This window comes from Novosphingobium sp. P6W, from assembly GCF_000876675.2.
Lineage (GTDB): Bacteria > Pseudomonadota > Alphaproteobacteria > Sphingomonadales > Sphingomonadaceae > Novosphingobium.
In genome coordinates this window covers 513,730-531,851 of sequence record NZ_CP030352.1, presented here as the reverse complement: position 1 = coordinate 531,851, position 18,122 = coordinate 513,730, and the positions used below count along the sequence as shown (strand labels likewise).

The window sequence follows — 18,122 nt, the reverse complement described above, 5'->3', positions numbered from 1 at the left end:
CACATGAAGCGACCGATCGACCGTGCCCGCGCGGCGTCCCCCAAGACGCGGGCGTCCACCGTGCTCGATCCTTCCCACCCCGATTACAACCCGCGCGACGAATTCGCCGCCGCCTTGCGCAACACCAAGGGCATGTTGTGGACCGCCGCCGGTTTCAGCGGCGCGGTGAACCTGCTCTACCTCGCCTCGCCCATCTATCTGATCCAGGTCTACAACCGCGTCATCCCTTCGGGCAGCATGGCGACGCTGGGCGCGCTGACGATCGCGCTGATGGGAGCCCTGGCGACGATGGCGGTGCTCGATGCCTGCCGCGCGCGCATCCTGATCCGCGCTGCCGCCCGCATCGACCGGCTGCTGTCCAACCGCGTGTTCCAGTCGATCATCGACCTCTCGGCCCGCCACGGCGCGCCTGCGCGCAACGCCCGCGCACTGCGCGATCTGGATGAATTTCGCACCGCGCTTGCTGGCCACGGCGCGCAGTTCTTCTTCGACGTGCCGTGGATGCCGCTGTTCATCCTGATCCTGTTCCTGATCCATTGGTCGATGGGCCTGCTGGGTCTCACGGCGGCGGCAACCCTGCTCGCCATCGCCTTCTTCAACGACCAGCGCACCCGCGCCAGCGCCAAAAGCGCGACGGAGGCGGCCGCCCGCAGCTACCAGTTCACCGATAGCGTGGCGCGCTATGCCGATCCCGTGCACGCCATGGGCATGGACAATGCCCTGGCCGAACGCTGGCAGGTGGACCGCTCCGCCATGATGCGCGAGCAGGCCTACGCCAGCGACCGTCACGCCAATTTCACCGCCGCGCTCCGCTTCACCCGCCTTATGTTCCAAGGCCTGATGCTGGGCCTGGGTGGTTATCTGGCGGTCAACCATTCGGTTCTGCCCGCCTCGATTTTTGCCGCCAACATGATGCTGGGCCGCGCGCTCGCCCCGCTGGAAGTGGCGGTGAGTGGCTGGCGCCAGATCCGCGCCGCGCTGGGTGCCGGCAAGCGCGTACAGAAGATCCTCAACGAAGCGCCCGCCCCGCGCCGCCGGGTGGAGCCGCCGTTCGAGGGCATCGACGTCGATCTCTCCGAAGTCGCCTTTGTGCCCGCCGGCTCCAAACGCCCGGCCCTGCGCCCCTTGAACCTGAAGATCCGCGCAGGCGAGGCGATCGGCATTGTCGGCCCCAGCGGCGCCGGCAAGACCTGCCTTGCCCGCCTGATCGTCGGCGCGCGCTTGCCCAGCGCCGGCAAGCTGTCGATCGGCGGGCTGGACAGCCGCCACTGGTCGCGCGAGATGCTGGCGCGCAATATCGGCTACCTACCCCAGACCGTGGGTCTGTTCCCCGGCACCGTGCGCGACAACATCTGCCGCTTCGCCGAGTGCGAGGACGACGTCGTCATTACCGCCGCGACCCGCGCCAACGTCCACCAGATGATCCTTGATCTGCCGGAAGGGTATGAGACGCGCGTGGACGAAGGCGGCAGCGGGCTTTCCGGCGGGCAGCGCCAACGCATCGGTCTGGCGCGCGCGCTGTTCGGCGATCCCAAGCTGCTCGTGCTCGACGAACCCAACGCCCACCTCGATGCCGATGGCGAGGAAGCCCTGGCCGGTGCGCTGGAGGAACTGAAAGCCGGCGGCGCCACCATCGTGCTGATCGCCCACCGGCTCAACCCGGTGGCGCATGTGGACCGCGTGGTGGTACTCAATTGCGGCGTCCTGCAGCTCGACGGCCCGCGCCAACGCGTGTTCCGCAAGGTGCGCACCGAATTGGTCGCATCCATCGCACGCGATCCGGTGGAAGGAAAAGCGGCATGAAGATCGAATTTCCCTTCGGCGGCTTTGGCAGCGGCGCACCCGACCCGGCCGGCGCCAACGATGGTGCCACCACGGCGATCCGTCACGAAAAGTTTCCCCAGGGAAGCCTCGACGATCCACGCAAGGTCACCCGCACCGGGTTGGTCACGGGCGGCCTGTTCCTTGGCATGCTGGGCCTGTTCGCGGTGCTCGCGCCGCTTTCCGAAGCCGCGCTTTCGCAAGGGCAAGTGGTGACCAGCGGCGACCGCATCGTCATCCAGCCCGAAGCCTCCGGCGTGGTCGACGGCCTGCTGGTGACCGAGGGCCAGCGCATCGCCGCCGGGCAACCATTGGTGCGCCTCAACGGCGTGCGTTCGGGCGCCGCCGCAGAGCAGGCGCAGGCCAAGCGCGATGCCCTGCGCGCCCTCCAGGCCCGCCTCATCGCCGAGCGTGACGGGCTGGCGGCCATGCGCTGGCCCGCCGATCTCGTCGTCCGCCGCGAGGACCGCGCGGTCGCGTCCGCCATCGCCTCGCAGCAAGCCATCTTCGACAGCCACCGCAAGGTGATCGAGGCCGACCGCCGCATCGCCGAGCAGCAGGGCCGCGCCGCCGGCGCACGGCAAACCGCCGCGCGTGAACAGCTGCGGCTGATCGAAGACGAACTCACCGGCATCCGCGAACTTTACGCGCGGGGCTATGCTCGCAAGCCGCAACTGCGCGCGCTGGAACGCGCCGCCGCCCAGTTGAAAGGCGATACCGCTGTCACCTCGGGCGAAGTCGAGAAATCCGCGCTGGAACTCGCGCGGTTCGAGAGCAACCAGATGATGCAGACTGTTGCCCAGCTCGGCGAGGTTGAGGAGCAATTAGCGCAAGTTGATCCGGCCCTGCGCATCGTCCAATACGACGCGGCACGTGACATGCTACGCAGCCCGGTGGCCGGCCGCGTGTCCGGCGTGTCCAAGATAGGCAAAGGCACCGTTCTTCGCGGCGGCCAGACGGTCATGGAAGTCGTTCCGGATTCGCGCGCACTGATCGTGGAGACGGCAGTGACGCCCAAGGATATCGACAGCGTGCGCGTTGGCATGCCTGGCACCTTGCGCTTCCCCACGGTAAACCCGCATGGCCGCAGCGACTTCGAGGGCAAGGTCGTCGCCCTCTCGCCCGCCCCCATCACCGCCGAAAACGGCGAACAGACCTTCCGCGCCCGCATCGCCGTCTCCAACCCCGCCCTGCTGCGCCGCGAAGGCGTGACCCTGCGCCCCGGCGTCCCCGTCTCCGTCCATATCCGCGCCAAGGACCGCACTTTGCTGGACTACATGCTCAGCCCCCTTACCGATGCGTTCGGCCACATGTTCCGCGAGCAATGATGGACGCACGGACCAAAAGCGCTTGTTTCAAGAAGGCAGCGACGTCCCCGAAATGCGGGCCGACAAGATCCGGGAGAAGGTCGCCGGGCTGCGGCGCTAAATGCAATATCTGAAGGCCGTGGCCGCCCAGGTTGAATGCAACGTGCAGCTGGCAGTCGATACCGATCATCAGGGCGAAATCGGCCAGTCTCGTTCCACCGCCTCCACCAGATATGGCACGCCCCGAGACCGCTTTTTTACATAGCCTCGGCCAGTCATCGCCTCCGGTGATGTTCGCTGACGCAGGCTTGGGGCCTTGCGCCGAAGCGCTTTGAAAGCCTCCGCCCGACTCTGAGCGAACACCGGTCCGGCTGCTTCAATTGCCTCGCGTTCGGCTTGTGCGCCCAACAATACCGGCGCGGCCATAACTTCGCTTTGCAGAAGGTCCGGCAGTTCGTCTAAAGGCTGGCCGTCAGTATCCTGGATCACAATGAATTATCGCCATTCCTTCCATGCTGGCAACAGCGCCGATGTCGTCAAGCACAGCATCCTGATCGCTTTGGTTCGGGCCTTGCAGCAAAAGCCGGGCGCGCTCACTCTGATCGACACCCATGCCGGCTGCGGCATGTACGACCTTGGCGGCGACGATGCCCAGCGCACCGGCGAGGCGACGCAGGGCGTGTTGCGGGCCTTTGCCGACCAGAATCCCTTGCTGGACGACTACCGCACCGCCGTGCAGGCAGTGAATGTGGGTGACGAACCGCACCTTTACCCCGGCTCGCCGCAGTTTCTGGCGCAGCTTTTGCGCCCGCAGGATTTCCTGACCCTCAACGAAAAGCACCCGGAAGACGCTTACACCCTGCGCGGCGCGATGCGCGGCACCCGCGCGGCTGTACATGAACGCGACGCCTACGAACTTTGGCTGGCTCTGCTGCCGCCCGCCACTGCGCGCGGCGTGGTGGTGGTCGACCCGCCGTACGAGCAGACGGACGAACGCTCACGTATCACCGCCACCCTTGCCGCCGCTTACCGCAAGTGGGCGCACGGCGTGACGGTGATCTGGTATCCGCTGAAGGACAGCGCCACGCATTGGCGGTGGAAGGAGCAGTTGCGCAAGCTCGGCATCCCGAAATTGCTGCTGGTGGAGCATTGGCTATACGATAGCGAGCAACCCGGCATCTATAACGGCGCAGGCCTCTATATCGTCAATCCGCCCTACGCTTTCACGCAGACACTGCCGCCACTATTGGAAGCTTTGCGCGCGGCGCTAGCGCCCGAAGGACATAAGGGCGAGATCATATCGGGTTGGTTGGGCGACTAAAGGCGCCCTCACCCCACCCTCCTCCCGGAGGGGGATTGCCGGACGTTAAAAGTCGCAGCTTGCACAGACAGCCAAGCTGCGTTCGCAGCGCGCCTTCAAGGAATTTGACGAGTATCAGGCGACGAGCACCAGTGACGGGTGGAGTGTGGCCGCTGGCATGCTAAAGGCATGTCATGCTTCATACACATGGCCGCGGTGGCACCGTCGAAATCGATGGGTTCAAATATGACTGGGAACTCCTCAGCGAACCCCAGTTGTCCTCTTTCGATGGCTGGAAGGGCATGACGATTTCCCTGCGTCAGAAAGGCATGCCACGTGAGGCAGTGCTGGAATTTCCGACGCCGAAGCGCCTGTTGAAAGGATTGCCGAAGGGGCGTTCGCATATCAACGACACGATTGCTTCGCGAGGCGTGCGGGCCGCGTTGTCGGCAGGATGGGATCCGGCATCGCGAGGCAAACCCACTGTATTCATGGTCGATGCCAACGGCGATTAAGCGGACGGGCGCGGTGTCGATGGCCCATCACCAGAAGCGTTCAATCAGTGCGCGGCGAAGGTGGATGCGATCAGGGCGCAAGGTGCTCAGGCAAGGTCGGGCCGATCATTTGTCCACTGCCCCCCCGCCAGCTTCACCGTTCCGAAAGGGCCGCATCAACCATAGCGCGCCATGTGGTTTCGACGTCCCGTTCATCGATCTGGGCCCCGGACCTCAGGTTCAATTGATGATTTCCCGCGAGGCTCATCTTGGTCGACGGGTCGCGCACAGCTTCTAGGACAGCCTGGACTTCGGGGAGGTAATGCATCCAACTAGGAGCCGCGCCCATCGGTTCGTTCGGATGCACACCGTGGACATAACACAGCGCCCGAGCGGCGCGCTCAAGTGCTGCGGTTACGGTGTGCGCGGCGACAGGTGATGACGTAACCTGCATGTCTTCCTCCACCCTACAATCCCAGATCTATTTTTATGTTCTCGGTTCGACGCGCCGGAAGGTGTGAGAATTAAACGGGCCGGTTGCGCCACAGCGGCCCGGACCCTGCACCTCCGATTGCAATAAACTGGTGCTGCAGCGGCCGCTTCGGGGTTGACCTAACCGCTGCAACATCCGGAAATTATCGACTTCGGGGATGTCTCACAAGTGGGGGGGAATCAGGATGCACATGCACTCCCGGCATCGGTCAATCGACGCACGCGTGAGGAAGTAGCGGGCGCTCGCCGCTTGAGAACAGTGGAGCTACAGACCAAGGATGGTCGTTGCTGCGGCGATCTAGACAGGGGGTCATCGGGCCGCCGCAGCGCCCGCCTTTTATCGATCCGCAACGCGCCCAACAACCGCAGGAGGGTGCCGGCCGCCTTGTACTGCCGTCATCCTGGCGCAAATTGGAATGGCACCGGCGCACTACTGACGAGAAGGTCTTCAAGCATGAAATTGAAAAGGGCGGCCAATTCAGCCTCATCCTGCGGCCAAGCCGAGAATGGATAGTTTTCCATGGTGCGGCTGATCATTTCTTCGGTGACTCGAGGAATCAATGACTGAATATCAAACATAGCGCCCTCCCGATTTTTCTGTTCGGAATTTATCGGAGCGACCCTTCGCTGTCTTCCAGTTAAAATCTTGCAAGATCAGGCCTCGATGCATCGGTGAGCCCGCTTGGCGACTGGCCTTAAATAGGCCCCCGCTCGAGAGTGTCGATCGTGCGCCACCGCTTATGCGACACCCGATAAACGCCCACGCCGCAACCGGTGCAGTTACCTACATAGTGGATGCCATCCCACTCGACCTTTCGCCTGTCCGGTTCATGCCGGCCAACGGCGCAGCTGACAGCTTGGGGAATGATTTTCATCTGATGTCTCGTGCAAGCGCTCGCGGGGGAACCGCTGATGCAATGCGCCACGAAAGATAGAACTGAAATGGTTCTATTTACAACCTGAATCGATGCTTCTTCGGCTAGTTGAGGGTTGCGACCCGAAGGACTGATTCGTCCTTTCACTTGGCTCGGCCTGTTTGTTCAGTGCCGGGCCATTTTTTTGCAGCTTACTGCAATAGCCTCTGCAAAATCAATCCGTTGTTGTATCGGCCGAGACGTTCCCGGCGGCATCCGGGCGCACCGATCCTCTTCCGCGCCGGCTTTTTACGCATCCGCGAACCAACCGCACCAGGCAGCGTTTATCAACCTGAGCCAGCGCAGATGAACGTCTGGCCGGGAGAGCGATATGACCGAAGACACACCGCACGAGCATCCCCAGGTTGACGCTGTAACGGCTGAAGAGATCGCTACAGGGATGACAGAAGAGCAGCTACGCAATGCACGGGATGCGGTGACCGACAGTGAGAATCTCAACATTCTGCAAACCGCGGTTCTTGCTGAAATCGAGCGCCGAAAACAGGGTGTCTAAGCTGGGCGTCAACCGGCAATAGGAAAAGTGTGGGTGCGACGTTGCGGATTGCCGCACCCACACCGCCATCAGGCAAAGGGAATTGTTGATGGCGGATCAGACCTCTGGTTCAGAGGTGCGTTAGCGCCAGCTGCAGCCGGTCGTCTGTTTCGTTTCTGTCGGTGACAGCGGTGGCCATCCGTCACCATGCCTTGGGTTCACCCAGGTCGATGCGCTGGATCGCCACCAGATTGCGCGTGATCTCGACTTTCTCACGAAGGCGCTGGAGTACCGCATTGAAGGTGTCGGCCGGCAACATCAAACCTCCTTCCGACCATTTCATCAGAAGCTCCGAATCACCACCACAATCGAGAACATAAACGGAACATAACGGCATGGCTAGCCCGTTTGGCAGCGCGATCGTGAGCAGCACATGATACGACATGTGCAACCTTTACAGGATGAACAGCACGTCCGCGCCATGTCGTGGGGCTTTCCGCTGGTTCTCAAGAGCAAGGTCACCGGCGCGGCGCTAAAGCCCAAGCCGGTGAATAACGCGCGCGAAGACAAACTAGGCAAAGCGTTCTGGCGGGACAGCTTCGCCAATCGGCGTTGCCTCATCCAGGTCATCGCTTGGGCGGAGGCAGAGGGCATCAAGGGCAACATGACGCGCACTCGGTATTCGCTGCCGGATCGGGAGATGCATGCAGTCGCGGGCGTCTGGCGGCCAACGGCGGAATGGGGCAATGTCTATTCGATGGCTATGGTCGACGGCCGCAAACTGATGGCAGACGTGCACGACAGGATGCCGACAATCCTTGCGCGCAGAGACTGGTCGCGCTGGACTGACGGGACGCCGGAGGAAGCATTCGCGCTATGTCAGGTGTGGCAAGGTCCGCTAGTTGTCGATTAGACCCAAAGCGCTCGATCGACACGCGCCCCGTCAGTACGAAAGCCTGCAGCGCGTCACGGCTGCGGCTGCCCACCCGGTATTCGCACCACGCCGGGTTCTTAAATCCAGTCAAGCGCTGACGCTGCTGCGGCGCGCATCGGGGCGAATCGTACACTTCGGGCGCGTCGATACCCGCCAGGCGCACCCGCTCCCCAGAACAAAATCGAATGGTGTCCCCGGCATGGACTGCGGCGATGCAGAGGCCGGCGGCGGCAAGGACAGAAATGCGCTCACGCGGCCTCTGTATCGTCAGTTCAACTGCACTTGGTGAAATGGCCCTTCTTCGGACCCGATGCGATGTGGCACTTGCCCTTCGCATCCTTCACCACACCCGGTTTCATGGCAGTGGCTGCAGCCTTAGAATCCGGGCACTTTACGAATTTGCCTTTGGCGTCTTTGCACGGTGCCGCCATCGATGGCGTTGCGGCGAGCATGCCGACAAGAGCGGCGGCGGTCATCAGCTTGCGAATCATGGAAAGCATCCTTTCTTCACTGAGGCGGCCAATATAACCTGGCACAAAACGAAAGTCCCAAGGATTGACTACTCGTCCGCTCCCACGCCTTCACCCATCACTCGCTCCTGGCGCTGGGGTTGAGGGCGGCGCCAAGCCGCCCCCATGCTTCGGCGTAAGGGCCGAAGTCATCGTCCTGGTCGTCGGGTCGCGCATCGCGGTCGAGCGTGAGCAGAAGATCGCGCAGCTCCGCGCACTCAGCCTCGGCAGGCTCCGCGCGGTTAGGGTAGTCCTTCGCGTTCGGCCGCTCATCTCCCTCAGCCGCAGATCGCTGCCTGTGGATTATGAAGCACTCGCACATGTCGAAGAACTCACGATCCTTTTTGCTCGTATTGCGCGGATCGCGGTAGCCTCAATGGAACTACAGCCGAGGCGAGTACAGCGATGCGGCGATCCGCTTCGAGCATTCCCTCGGGCTGGGACGCCATTGCGAAAGTCAGGGCGCTGCTTGTCACAATGGCTGCCTGCTTTGGGCGGATGACCTCGGCTCCCGTCCGAACGCGCGCCAACTCTTCATACGTAGCGCAGTGGACAAAAGTCCTGCCCTGTTGACCGCCCCTAACCGTGCACATTCGTCTTCCACCGGAACGAAAATGGTGAACGGATTTCCGGCACATCTGTCGATTATTGTTTAGTTATAAATATTTATGTCGTGGGGAATGGTGCCGCTTACAGGAACCAATAGCAGTTCCTAATCCCTTGACATAAATCGAATATCGCGATTTGGATTACGAAAAGAGACCATGAGTGGCACCATTTTAAATAAAAAAATCCTCCTCATCCAGTATAGGAACCAAATTTGCCATTTTTTATGGCTATTCGAGAAGTACCAGTGCCAATCTCAAACCCTATCCAATGATCTCTAAAAATATCATTGGCCACATGATGGCTATCCTGCCAGAGACGAAAATACTCTCCTCGGTTCTGGTCGCCAACCAAGAGTGGTGTTAGCAAAAACTATCTTTCTTCGCGAATGATCATAAATAGGCGATGCTTTCGGCCATAGCAGCAAAACTGCTTGATGCCGTCACCGCACCGGCGCTGTGGAAACAATCCTCTCAAAGACCACCCTTCCCGAAGCCTGCCGTCGATCAAGTCGATGGGCTGGGTCTGGGACATTCGCGACTGTCAGCTACAGAGCGTCGCAACTCGATCTCGGACGCTAAAGAGTAACATTCCTGCCGTCCGTCACACGCTTTTGAGCACGCACCCTTCGCTGGGGCTTGGCAGGACCTGCGCTAAACATTAGATTGATGTTATGAGCAAAGGACGTATCAACTCCGAAGGTTCGATGAACACCGCAACGCGCACCCTTCGCGCAGCAGGCGACAGTTGGGCCCAAGTGGAACGCACCGCGCGGCGTGACGATTCCGGAGTCTATGTGGTGCGTCGCAGTGAATTGCACCCTGCTAACGGCGCTACCCAAAACCGTCGCGGTTAAGTAGCCCAGTATGGGTCTGACCCTGATTGCGATTTTTACGGCAGCGCTGTTGCTGCCAGGCATAATCGCTGCTCGTTCTTTCTATTTCGCGGGTCAGACGCGCGAGGTGGAAGTTCCAGTCCCGTCGCTCTCTACCCCGAACGGCATTTCTTTGGTCGGTGGCTTCAGCCTCGTGGTGCACGCGGTTTATGTCCTGGCACTGAAGATCGTTCTTCAAATACCACCAACAATCCCGCTCCCGCTATCGGATCCTTATCGCCCATTCGTTGCGCAGAAGGGCGATAACGCTATCGACCTTGCGTGGGCATTTCTTTCCGGCCTACTTCTTCTTAGCCTGCTTGCTGTGCTCATCGGACTTCTGGCGGGTCGGGCCGCGATCAAATGGATGGACAAATCCCTGATCTATGGTCCGCTTGCCGATGTTATAGAAAGCGCGAATGGTGACGACAAGTTCATCACTGCGTATGTGATTTCCAAAATGTCAGAAGGCAAAAGATTTGTCGGCTATCAGGGAACGGTCGAATCCCTGTTTCGTGATGACGACAGATTTCCCACAAAGGTTGTTTTAAAAGATGTGGTCCCATTTTACCTTGAGCTAGGGGATGATTCTCCTGTGAGAAAGGAAGCGAAGCAAGTAATTGACTGGCTCGTTATGACCGCAGACGATTGGCACAACATAGCTTTTAGAGTTTTCCAACTCGTTGATGACAGTCAGGAGACAGAAAACTCAGAAGACGCAGCCATCCCTAAAACGGAGCAGGCATTCACAAGTCGGACTGCTGACGTATCTGAAGACAGGTTCGGATGGCATCGATGACAGCATTGCCCTCGGTCTCGTCTGAGCCATGGATTTCCACGAGATAAGGCAAGACTTCGGCCATTGACGGGGTTGGATGAATGACGCTGACGATATTCGACGCTACGGCTGGCTTAATTGCCGCCATGCTGGTTCTGTGAATTTTCCGCTCATAGCCTTTCCGCTCAATTAATTGACGCTTATGTCCAGTCCAGCGAGGTGGATCATGGACGAGAATACAAGGCGCACTCTGGCTCAGAGCATCGAAACTGCTCGACGGCTATCACGCACGGTCGAAATCGGCGAAACGGTCCGCAAAATGGACGAGGCCCGCAAGCTGGCGAGGACTTCAGAAGTTGGCCAAGCCATGAGCCGACTTCGCTCCGTCACGGCGACAAACGAATTTATGGAAAAAATCGCCGCCGCCCGACGCACGTTCAATTTCGTTGAACCTCAGGCGATGAAAGCGATGCAAGCCGCCCCGCGCTTCTTCCTTCCACCATCACCGGTCAGTGCGCACCTCCAGCAGCTCGCCGAGAATACCGCCAAGATAGCGCAGGCTTGGAAGTCGGTCCTCATCCCACTCCAGCCCGTCTTCAACAGGCTTTCCGAACAATCTGCAAAAGCTAAGCTGGTGGAAGCAAGCGGATGGCTGCCCCATTCCAGCACACCGTTTCATCTTATCGATGAGGATCAATCAACTGAGGAAGTCGATGCGACCATCGCTAGCTTCTACGAAGAGAACTGGTCGAGCATCGAAACGGATTTTCTTGAAGCTGTATCGGACCACGAGATCGATGCTGAAGCAAAGGCATGTTTCGCAGAGGCTATCAAGGCGCATAAACTAGGCCTGTATCGCACAGTTCCTCGGACGCTATTCCCAGAGATTGAACGAGTAGCTGCTGTTGAATTTTACGACGGTAAGCGTAAAGTCAAAACCAAGGATGGCAAGACGGTAGGCATCACTAGCCTGCCTACAATCCGAAGAGATATTGGCAGCCTCCCAGCTGGAGAGGTGACTACATACGATTATGGCTACCACCTTTTCAAAAAGATGGAATCGCATTTGTATGAAAAGGTTGGTGAAGATCCAGATACAATCGCTAGCTTTGAAGCTGATCCAGTTCCTAATCGCCACGCCAGTCTGCATGGCATCATCGTCTATAACACCGCAAAGAGCAGCCTGAACGCCCTCATCATGGCGGAATTCCTGTTCCATATGATGTCGCGAGTAAAAACATACCTCATCGAAGAAGCCGATGAGGATAACGAATAAAGAGCGTGAGCAAGGCCCATTTCCTATGTCTGATAGCGAAAATCTCCGATTTCACGCTCTTAAAAGCCGCAGAAATCGGGGATTTCGCGAGCCCAGAAATAGCAGAGGCCCTACAGTTCAAGATTCTTTCAGGGCTAGAGGCCCATGTTTCAGTCCGGGAGCAGGGACACCTTGCCGGTTCCGCCTGTCAGTACATCGTGCCCGAATGGACCGGGGCTACTTGACCGCGCGCAGGCCGGGCTTCTCGGCGGGGGCCGGTAGGCGCGCCTCGCTTAAATGCATCAGGAACTGGTCGAGCTCAGACGTCGGCACGTTCAACTGCGCCGCTATGCTCTCTCTCGTCTGCCGCTCCTGCCACAGTGAGGCGAAGACTTGGGGCCAGAGCGAAGACTGCTCCAGCAGCATGCCGGCAGGCTCGTCCTTGCGGTATCCCCGGCGGGCGATCTCGATGTTGAGGCTGCGGTTCTGCCACTCGCTGACCAGCCCGAGCTTGTTTACCCGGTAATTCAGCGCGGCAACCGAGACGCCCCAGCGCACCTTCAGCCGGATGAGATCCTCGACGTTTGTCACGTGCCGGATACGGCTGCGTACATCGTCGGCGGGCATCAGAAATTCCGAAGCGAACCGGTCGGCTTCGCTCTCTGCCTGCTTGCTGTCCTGCGGCGTGCCATGACGATGCATGACGAGATGCCCGAGTTCGTGCGCAGCGTCGAAACGGCTGCGCTCGGCCGACTTGAATGTGTTGAGGAATGCGAAGGGCTGCTCTCCGCGCCAGCACGAGAAGGCATCGACCGAATTGGTCTCTTCGCTGAGCGAGAACACCCGCACGCCCTTGGCTTCGAGAAGCTTGACCATATTCGAGACCGGCTGCTGACCGAGGCCCCAGTTGGTCCGCACGATTTGCGCAGCCTCTTCCGGCGATGCATTCTCGCTCATGATCGGCACTTCTGCCGCCGGCAGGTTGAACCGTTCGGCCACCCAATCGTGGAACAGATAGGCGATCGCGCCCGCTGAGAGCGCGGCGTCGCGCTCCTTGGCCGTCATCGAGGACAGACTCCGAAAGCTTGCCGCATTCCCCGGCAGTTCGTCGAACTCCTCGCCGAAAAAGAATTCCCTCGGAAATCCCAGAGCGCGGGCGAGGGCCTCGACCGTCTCCATCCCCGGCTCGTTTGCTGCATTCTCCAGGCGCGAGATCGTGATCGGCGAAGCGCCGATAGCATCAGCAAGCGCGCGCGCCGTAAGCTTGCGCCGCTTGCGAGCAAGAATCAGTCTCTGGGCATTGAACATGGCATTTGTCAGCCCTTGCGGGAGACGGTAACCTCATAATCTGCAGGCGGCTCGCCGTCATCCGACAGCGGGTCGGGGGTATCCCATTCGCCGCCCTGTACCAGAAGAATGCGTTCGTGGAAGCCGGCGTACTGCTCGTCGCTGATTGCCTTGGGGCGGGAGAATTCTGCACGCACGTTCTGGCCTTGGGCCTCGACGAACAGGATCCAAACATTGGCGTTCAGTTCCGCCGCCGTCTGTTCCTTTTCGATCCGGTGCTCGGGAAACAGTTCGATCTGGCCAAGGTCGACGGCGCGCGCGGATGCGGCGCCCTTGCGGTTCGCCGCCATCGGCTCGAAGATTGGATCGCCCGCGCGTTCGGCGTTCTGGAAGATGATCTTGATGCCGAGCTGGGGATTATAGACGGATTCGATGTTGTCGCGGCGGCTCAGCTCCCAGTCTTCCTTGGCTAAGAACACGCGCCGCATCTGAGCGGTCCCCTCCAGCCAGGAAAAAAGACCGGGCGCGCTGGCCGGGTGAAACGCGACAGCATTGCGGCGGGCGCCGACGGCGACCCTGACGATGGTTAGAAGGTCAGCCGTCGTCATTCCCAGCTGTGCGAGCCGGGGACCCGTTTCGAATTCTTCCGCAAGAACGATCATGCCGCCGCCATGTTAAGATTTTCATTCTCATATGTGCTGAGAAAATTTAACATGTCAAGGCTGGGTCGGCAGTATCAACGGATCGTATGATCGCCGCGGTTGCCGTTGCCGTATTCAGCGGCTTGCTCGTTGCTCCTGCCGCTGCGGTTGACAGGCGCCGCGTCGACAAATGTATTTGCTGCGCACGCCCCAACCATGCGACCGCCGAGGCAGGGCGTGCTTGCTGCCCCTTAGGCCGCTGAACCAAGAAGCTGCCGGTCCGCTCTTGGAGAGCTAAAATCGGCGACTGAACGACCGGGATGGGTCGGTTTTGCTGAGCGCCAAACGCCGCGTCGTGGGACATTGCCGTCATTCCCGGGCGGGCGTCGAAGGGCGGCTTTCAGCTGAAGATCAGTCGTTCACGCGTTACCTTGAGAACGTGCCATGGCCAGCAGATGCGACGCAATACCCTTCGCGGTCGGTTGCACTCCCCGAAAGCTGCTGCCACCCTTGCTGCCTCTTCAGGAGCCTGCCCTTGATCATGAACGTAACGACGGAACTAAAATGAGTATGCCAAGATTCGCCGACGATCCCCATGTCGAGCGCATTGCCGAGGCGCTCTGGATGCGCGAGCCAGTCGGATCAGCTGCCCTGCTGGTCGGCGCGGGTTTCAGTCGCAACGCGGTTCCGGTCCGCCCGTCGGTCGGTACGATGCCCGGGTGGAACGACATCTATAAGGTGATGGTCAACCACCTGTATCCCGCCACGGTAGCAGTTGGAGCCGCAGTGCCGGGTGAAGGGCTCCGTACCCAGCGCGATTGGTTGCTAGAACAGACGGGTGCAACGAGCGCCTATCTGCGGGTCGCCGAAGAATATGAGGCGCAGTTCAGCCGTGACGCGCTGGACAAGCTGATCTTGCGACATGTGCCCGATCGGCAATTCTCGCCCGGCAAGCTGCACCGGATGCTCGTCGAGCTGCCTTGGGCAGATATTTTGACGACCAACTGGGACACCTTGCTGGAACGCGCCGGCGAGGCGGCCGAGGACCGCGTCTATGAAGTCCTGCGCGCTGTCGAGGAAATCCCCGAGGCGCGGGCACCTCGGATTATCAAGCTCCACGGCAGCTTCCCGTCGAACCGTCCCTTCGTCTTCACCGAAGAGGACTTCCGACGCTACCCCGAACGCGCGGCCGCCTTCGTCAATCTCGCCCAGCAGGTCGCGATGGAGAACATGCTGGTGCTGGTCGGCTTCTCCGGCGACGATCCCAACTTTCTTTTCTGGTCGGGCTGGGTGCGAGACCGCCTCGGCCAGAAAGCACCGCCCATCTATCTCGTCGGTACGCTCGGGTTGAGCACTGCGAAGCGTAAGATGCTCGAGGGTCGGGGAATTCAGCCCGTCGATCTCGCCGCGCTGCCGGAGTTCGCGAATTGGCCGTCGAATCTACGGATAGCGAACGCGCACCAATGGTTCTTGGAGCGACTCCGGGCAGCCGAGCCGTACCGGGCGCAGCGCTGGCCTAAGCCGGCGCCGGGCTTCGTTCCGTCGTTAGAATTCGTGACCCAGCGCCACGATCCCCGGGCGCCGCTGCCCGACCCCGCCTACGATGGTCGAGGGCGCGCGCTTGAAAAGACCCGCCAGTTCGTCGTCCAGTGGCAGCGGAACCGGGAGATATATCCTGGCTGGGTTGTCGCTCCGCTCGATACGACCGACTACGTCTGGTCCAGCCTTGGCACGCGCTTCTCGGAAATCGTGCCAGGCCTGCGGGCCATGGACGAGGATGAGCGGCTGGATGCGCTCTTCGAGCTCAACTGGCAGCTCGAGGTCGCGCTCATTCCGTTGGTGCTCACGGTCGATGACATAATCATCGAACTGCTAGACGCGATGGTCGGGCGTTACGACGCCATGTCGGAGGCCCGCGCTGCGCACTTTCGCGCGCTCGCGCTCGCGGTTGTTCGCCATGCTCGCGAGGAGGGCGACGAGCCGCTCTTCGAGCGGTGGCTCGCTTGGACGAGCGAAAGATCGCAAGGCGACGGGGAAGCAAGGGATCGACTTGCCTACGAGCGGATTCTGCTTGCCCGTTCAAAGCTCGAAGTCGACGAGGTCGAGAGGCTCCTCGCTAGCTGGACGATAGAGGGCGACACCTTCTGGCACCTGCGCAAGGCGGGCCTGCTCGCCGACATCGGTCGCGATACCGAGGCGGAGGAAATCTCCGCGCAGGTGTTGACCACGATCCGCGCCCAAACGCTACGCGGGAAGACCGATATCGCCTCGTGGTCACGTGAGAGCATCGCTATGCTGTTCCGCACCTACGCAGTGCAAGGCGGGAATAGCGACTGGGCGCAGCATCAATCAGCCCGCGACCGGTTTGATCTGCGGCAGGACCAGCTTCTGGCGCGTGGTTGCCCCAGCAAGCGCGATTTCCATGATCTTGTAGCCGGTCTCTCTCAGATCCCGCCGCGTATCAGGAAGCCGACCGAGATATCGCGCAGGTTCGATCTGGGATCGACCTACCTCACCCACCACCTCGCGGGCGTCGATCCGCGCATGGATCGGCTGCTCGCCTATAAGGCGCTGCGATATCAGGAGGAAACCGGGCTTCCGATACGGATCAACGATTTCGGACTCAGCCTCCCGCTGCTGATCGAGGCGGCGCGCTGGCTGATCGACATCGCGCCTACCCGGGCCATCGACGGGTTTCTACGCGCGTCTCCGTCTGCGACGAACAAACATTTCGATGCCCTGCTCACCCGCGCCACGATCGCGCGCATAGAACCGGCCGATGCCGATCGGCTGATCGAGCGCCTAAAAGAGACCGTCCTTGCTGCGCGCAAGCGTATCGCGCCCGATGCGCCCGCTGGCGGCTATTGGAAAGACCGTCTCAAGTCTGCGCTTGAAGTCGCATCACGGGTCCTGCTGAGAAGCCCGAAGCGCGCAGCGGAGTGGCTGGATATCGCCATCTCGCTTCAGGCGGATCCTAAATTTCAGCGTAGCATCGAGCTCGCAAACGAGTTGAAGTCTGTGGCCAAACGGTGTTTCGAGGTCGCGGAGTTTGCTGACCTCGACACCATGCTGCTCGCCCTGTTCTCAACCGAAATACGTCCTGGGGTTGGCCCCTTTGCGAACGACACCTTGGATCTGACAACCTGCCTCGCGCCCGGCATTCGCGCGTCGGGCCGTGGTCCAGAATGGACGGCGATCATCGATCACGCAATGGAGGTTATGACGGATCGCGATCGTCGCGAGGCCGCCTCCTCGCGCCTCAGCTGGATGCTCGATTCTGATCTTCTCGATTGTGCCGAACAGGTCCGCTTCGGTGAGGTGCTCTGGCATCCCGACTTTGAGGTGAATGGCCTTCCGGATGGGACTATTTTCCTGCGTAGCGCCTTTCTGTCGCTTCCCATGCCTGACGGGATCGATCCTCTGGCGGCGATCACCGACGCCATACTCGATGGCGCTCCACTGACCGATGCCTCCGTGAGTGATGGCGAATTGCTGTCCGCGTTCCGGACACCGGCATTCACGATGGGCGCAGAGCAGATTGCCACCGAAGTCGCGCGTCTGCGGACTTTCGTGGAGGGGCATGCCGCTGAGGCCGCGCGTCCCGATTTCTTCGGTAACAACGACCGCCTCAATCTTGTCGAACAGACGTCACGGATGGCAGCGACCCTCGCACGTCGCGCAGCAACGTTACCGGACCAGATCCCAGGGTTGGCTGAGCTGTTCGACATCAAGAAATATCCACTGCGGTCGGAGCCCGCGATGCCGGCACTGGTTGATCTGGGGCTACTGGAGCCCGGAACGGCCAAGATTTTTTTGAGAGACCTACTGCTTGCAAAGGAAAGCGGCGACACGGAAATCCTGCACGTTTTTCTCGATGCGGTCCTTGAGGCGGGACCGATCAGCGAGAGCGTTTTTGAGGAGGCCATCTGGTCCGAATGCGCCCAGGCTGTCGCTACGCGGCAGGGGGGCACACTGTTTTCGCTCCTGCGCTTCTTCGCCATGGCCTTCTGCCGGTGCCACGACCGCGTTCCGAGCAGCGTCGATGGCCCGGTCAGCATCGCGCTCGGCATCATTCTTGACGAGACCGTGATGACCTCGCCGGCGGACCATCTGCAATATGATCCCTACTTAGTGCGCTTCGCCAGCGCCCAGGTTGCTACTGCCATGCGTCGTCGTAACCGCGGTCATCCTGCCGTGTGCGCTGCTTGGATCGGCGCGATTGAGCGCGATCCACTTCCCGAGACCCGGCGCGCGCGGATAGCGATCGAGCGAGGTCTCGCCGAAGCCCGTTCGAACGAAGAGGACAAATTTTGAGCGCTTGGCGGCAGGAATGCCAGAATTAGCATCAGCGACATGATCCAGGATTTGTGGCTCATCAGCAGATCAGTTCTGGCAGATATGGAAAGCAGGCGCAGTA

Annotated in this window: 15 protein-coding genes; 9 read left to right on the top strand and 6 right to left on the bottom strand. The window is 60.5% G+C overall.

Translation table 11 applies throughout. The features are described 5' to 3' along the window. Positions 1-3: 3 nt before the first annotated feature. Both TQ38_RS02640 and TQ38_RS02635 read left to right on the top strand, forming a co-directional pair. Complete coding sequence (locus TQ38_RS02640) at positions 4-1,803, top strand: type I secretion system permease/ATPase (protein WP_052505947.1); 1,800 nt, start codon at positions 4-6, stop codon at positions 1,801-1,803. Continuing rightward, a complete protein-coding gene (locus TQ38_RS02635) occupies positions 1,800-3,149 on the top strand; it encodes an HlyD family type I secretion periplasmic adaptor subunit (protein WP_043979195.1) in 1,350 nt (449 codons plus the stop codon). Before TQ38_RS02640 ends, TQ38_RS02635 begins: the two co-directional genes overlap by 4 nt. Before the next feature lie 168 nt (positions 3,150-3,317). Here the strand turns inward: TQ38_RS02635 and TQ38_RS29870 are convergent, their stop codons facing one another. Then, entirely contained in the window at positions 3,318-3,617 is a 300-nt protein-coding gene (locus tag TQ38_RS29870) for a hypothetical protein (RefSeq protein ID WP_162792196.1), read from the bottom strand. A gap of 1 nt (position 3,618) precedes the next feature. On the opposite strand from TQ38_RS29870, the gene TQ38_RS02630 reads away from it, so the two are divergent. Both TQ38_RS02630 and TQ38_RS02625 read left to right on the top strand, forming a co-directional pair. Continuing rightward, entirely contained in the window at positions 3,619-4,449 is an 831-nt protein-coding gene (locus tag TQ38_RS02630; protein ID WP_043979193.1) for a 23S rRNA (adenine(2030)-N(6))-methyltransferase RlmJ, read from the top strand. A 173-nt stretch (positions 4,450-4,622) separates the two neighbouring features. Continuing rightward, positions 4,623-4,943, top strand: a complete 321-nt coding sequence (locus tag TQ38_RS02625; RefSeq protein ID WP_043979190.1) for a hypothetical protein — start codon at positions 4,623-4,625, stop codon at positions 4,941-4,943. An 867-nt stretch (positions 4,944-5,810) separates the two neighbouring features. Here the strand turns inward: TQ38_RS02625 and TQ38_RS02615 are convergent. Then, positions 5,811-5,993: a hypothetical protein gene (locus tag TQ38_RS02615; RefSeq protein ID WP_113941876.1), complete on the bottom strand. Its 183-nt coding sequence runs from the start codon at positions 5,991-5,993 to the stop codon at positions 5,811-5,813. 666 nt (positions 5,994-6,659) lie between these two features. On the opposite strand from TQ38_RS02615, the gene TQ38_RS02610 reads away from it, so the two are divergent. After that, a complete protein-coding gene (locus TQ38_RS02610) occupies positions 6,660-6,842 on the top strand; it encodes a hypothetical protein (protein WP_043979184.1) in 183 nt (60 codons plus the stop codon). Positions 6,843-7,023: 181 nt separating this feature from the next. Here the strand turns inward: TQ38_RS02610 and TQ38_RS29865 are convergent, their stop codons facing one another. Then, positions 7,024-7,266 carry a hypothetical protein gene (locus tag TQ38_RS29865; protein ID WP_162792195.1) on the bottom strand — a complete coding sequence of 81 codons (243 nt, stop codon included), beginning with the start codon at positions 7,264-7,266 and terminating at the stop codon, positions 7,024-7,026. Between TQ38_RS29865 and TQ38_RS02605 the strand changes: the two genes are divergently transcribed. Next, positions 7,267-7,734 carry an SOS response-associated peptidase family protein gene (locus tag TQ38_RS02605; RefSeq protein WP_370059782.1) on the top strand — a complete coding sequence of 156 codons (468 nt, stop codon included), beginning with the start codon at positions 7,267-7,269 and terminating at the stop codon, positions 7,732-7,734. It begins immediately after the preceding gene. 293 nt (positions 7,735-8,027) lie between these two features. Here the strand turns inward: TQ38_RS02605 and TQ38_RS02600 are convergent, their stop codons facing one another. Then, positions 8,028-8,246, bottom strand: coding sequence for a hypothetical protein (locus TQ38_RS02600; RefSeq protein WP_043979223.1), 219 nt, complete (start codon positions 8,244-8,246; stop codon positions 8,028-8,030). Positions 8,247-9,736: 1,490 nt separating this feature from the next. Here TQ38_RS02600 and TQ38_RS02585 point away from each other — a divergent pair. Together TQ38_RS02585 and TQ38_RS02580 are read left to right on the top strand one after the other, a co-directional pair. Beyond that, entirely contained in the window at positions 9,737-10,543 is an 807-nt protein-coding gene (locus TQ38_RS02585) for a hypothetical protein (protein WP_043979175.1), read from the top strand. A 205-nt stretch (positions 10,544-10,748) separates the two neighbouring features. Next, positions 10,749-11,798 carry a hypothetical protein gene (locus TQ38_RS02580; protein WP_162792194.1) on the top strand — a complete coding sequence of 350 codons (1,050 nt, stop codon included), beginning with the start codon at positions 10,749-10,751 and terminating at the stop codon, positions 11,796-11,798. Between the two features lie 216 nt (positions 11,799-12,014). Here the strand turns inward: TQ38_RS02580 and TQ38_RS02575 are convergent, their stop codons facing one another. Then, positions 12,015-13,085, bottom strand: a complete 1,071-nt coding sequence (locus TQ38_RS02575; protein ID WP_043979168.1) for an ImmA/IrrE family metallo-endopeptidase — start codon at positions 13,083-13,085, stop codon at positions 12,015-12,017. Positions 13,086-13,093: 8 nt separating this feature from the next. Further along, complete coding sequence (locus TQ38_RS02570) at positions 13,094-13,726, bottom strand: hypothetical protein (RefSeq protein ID WP_043979165.1); 633 nt, start codon at positions 13,724-13,726, stop codon at positions 13,094-13,096. 543 nt (positions 13,727-14,269) lie between these two features. Between TQ38_RS02570 and TQ38_RS02565 the strand changes: the two genes are divergently transcribed. Continuing rightward, a complete protein-coding gene (locus TQ38_RS02565) occupies positions 14,270-18,019 on the top strand; it encodes an SIR2 family protein (protein ID WP_162792193.1) in 3,750 nt (1,249 codons plus the stop codon). Positions 18,020-18,122 lie beyond the last annotated feature (103 nt).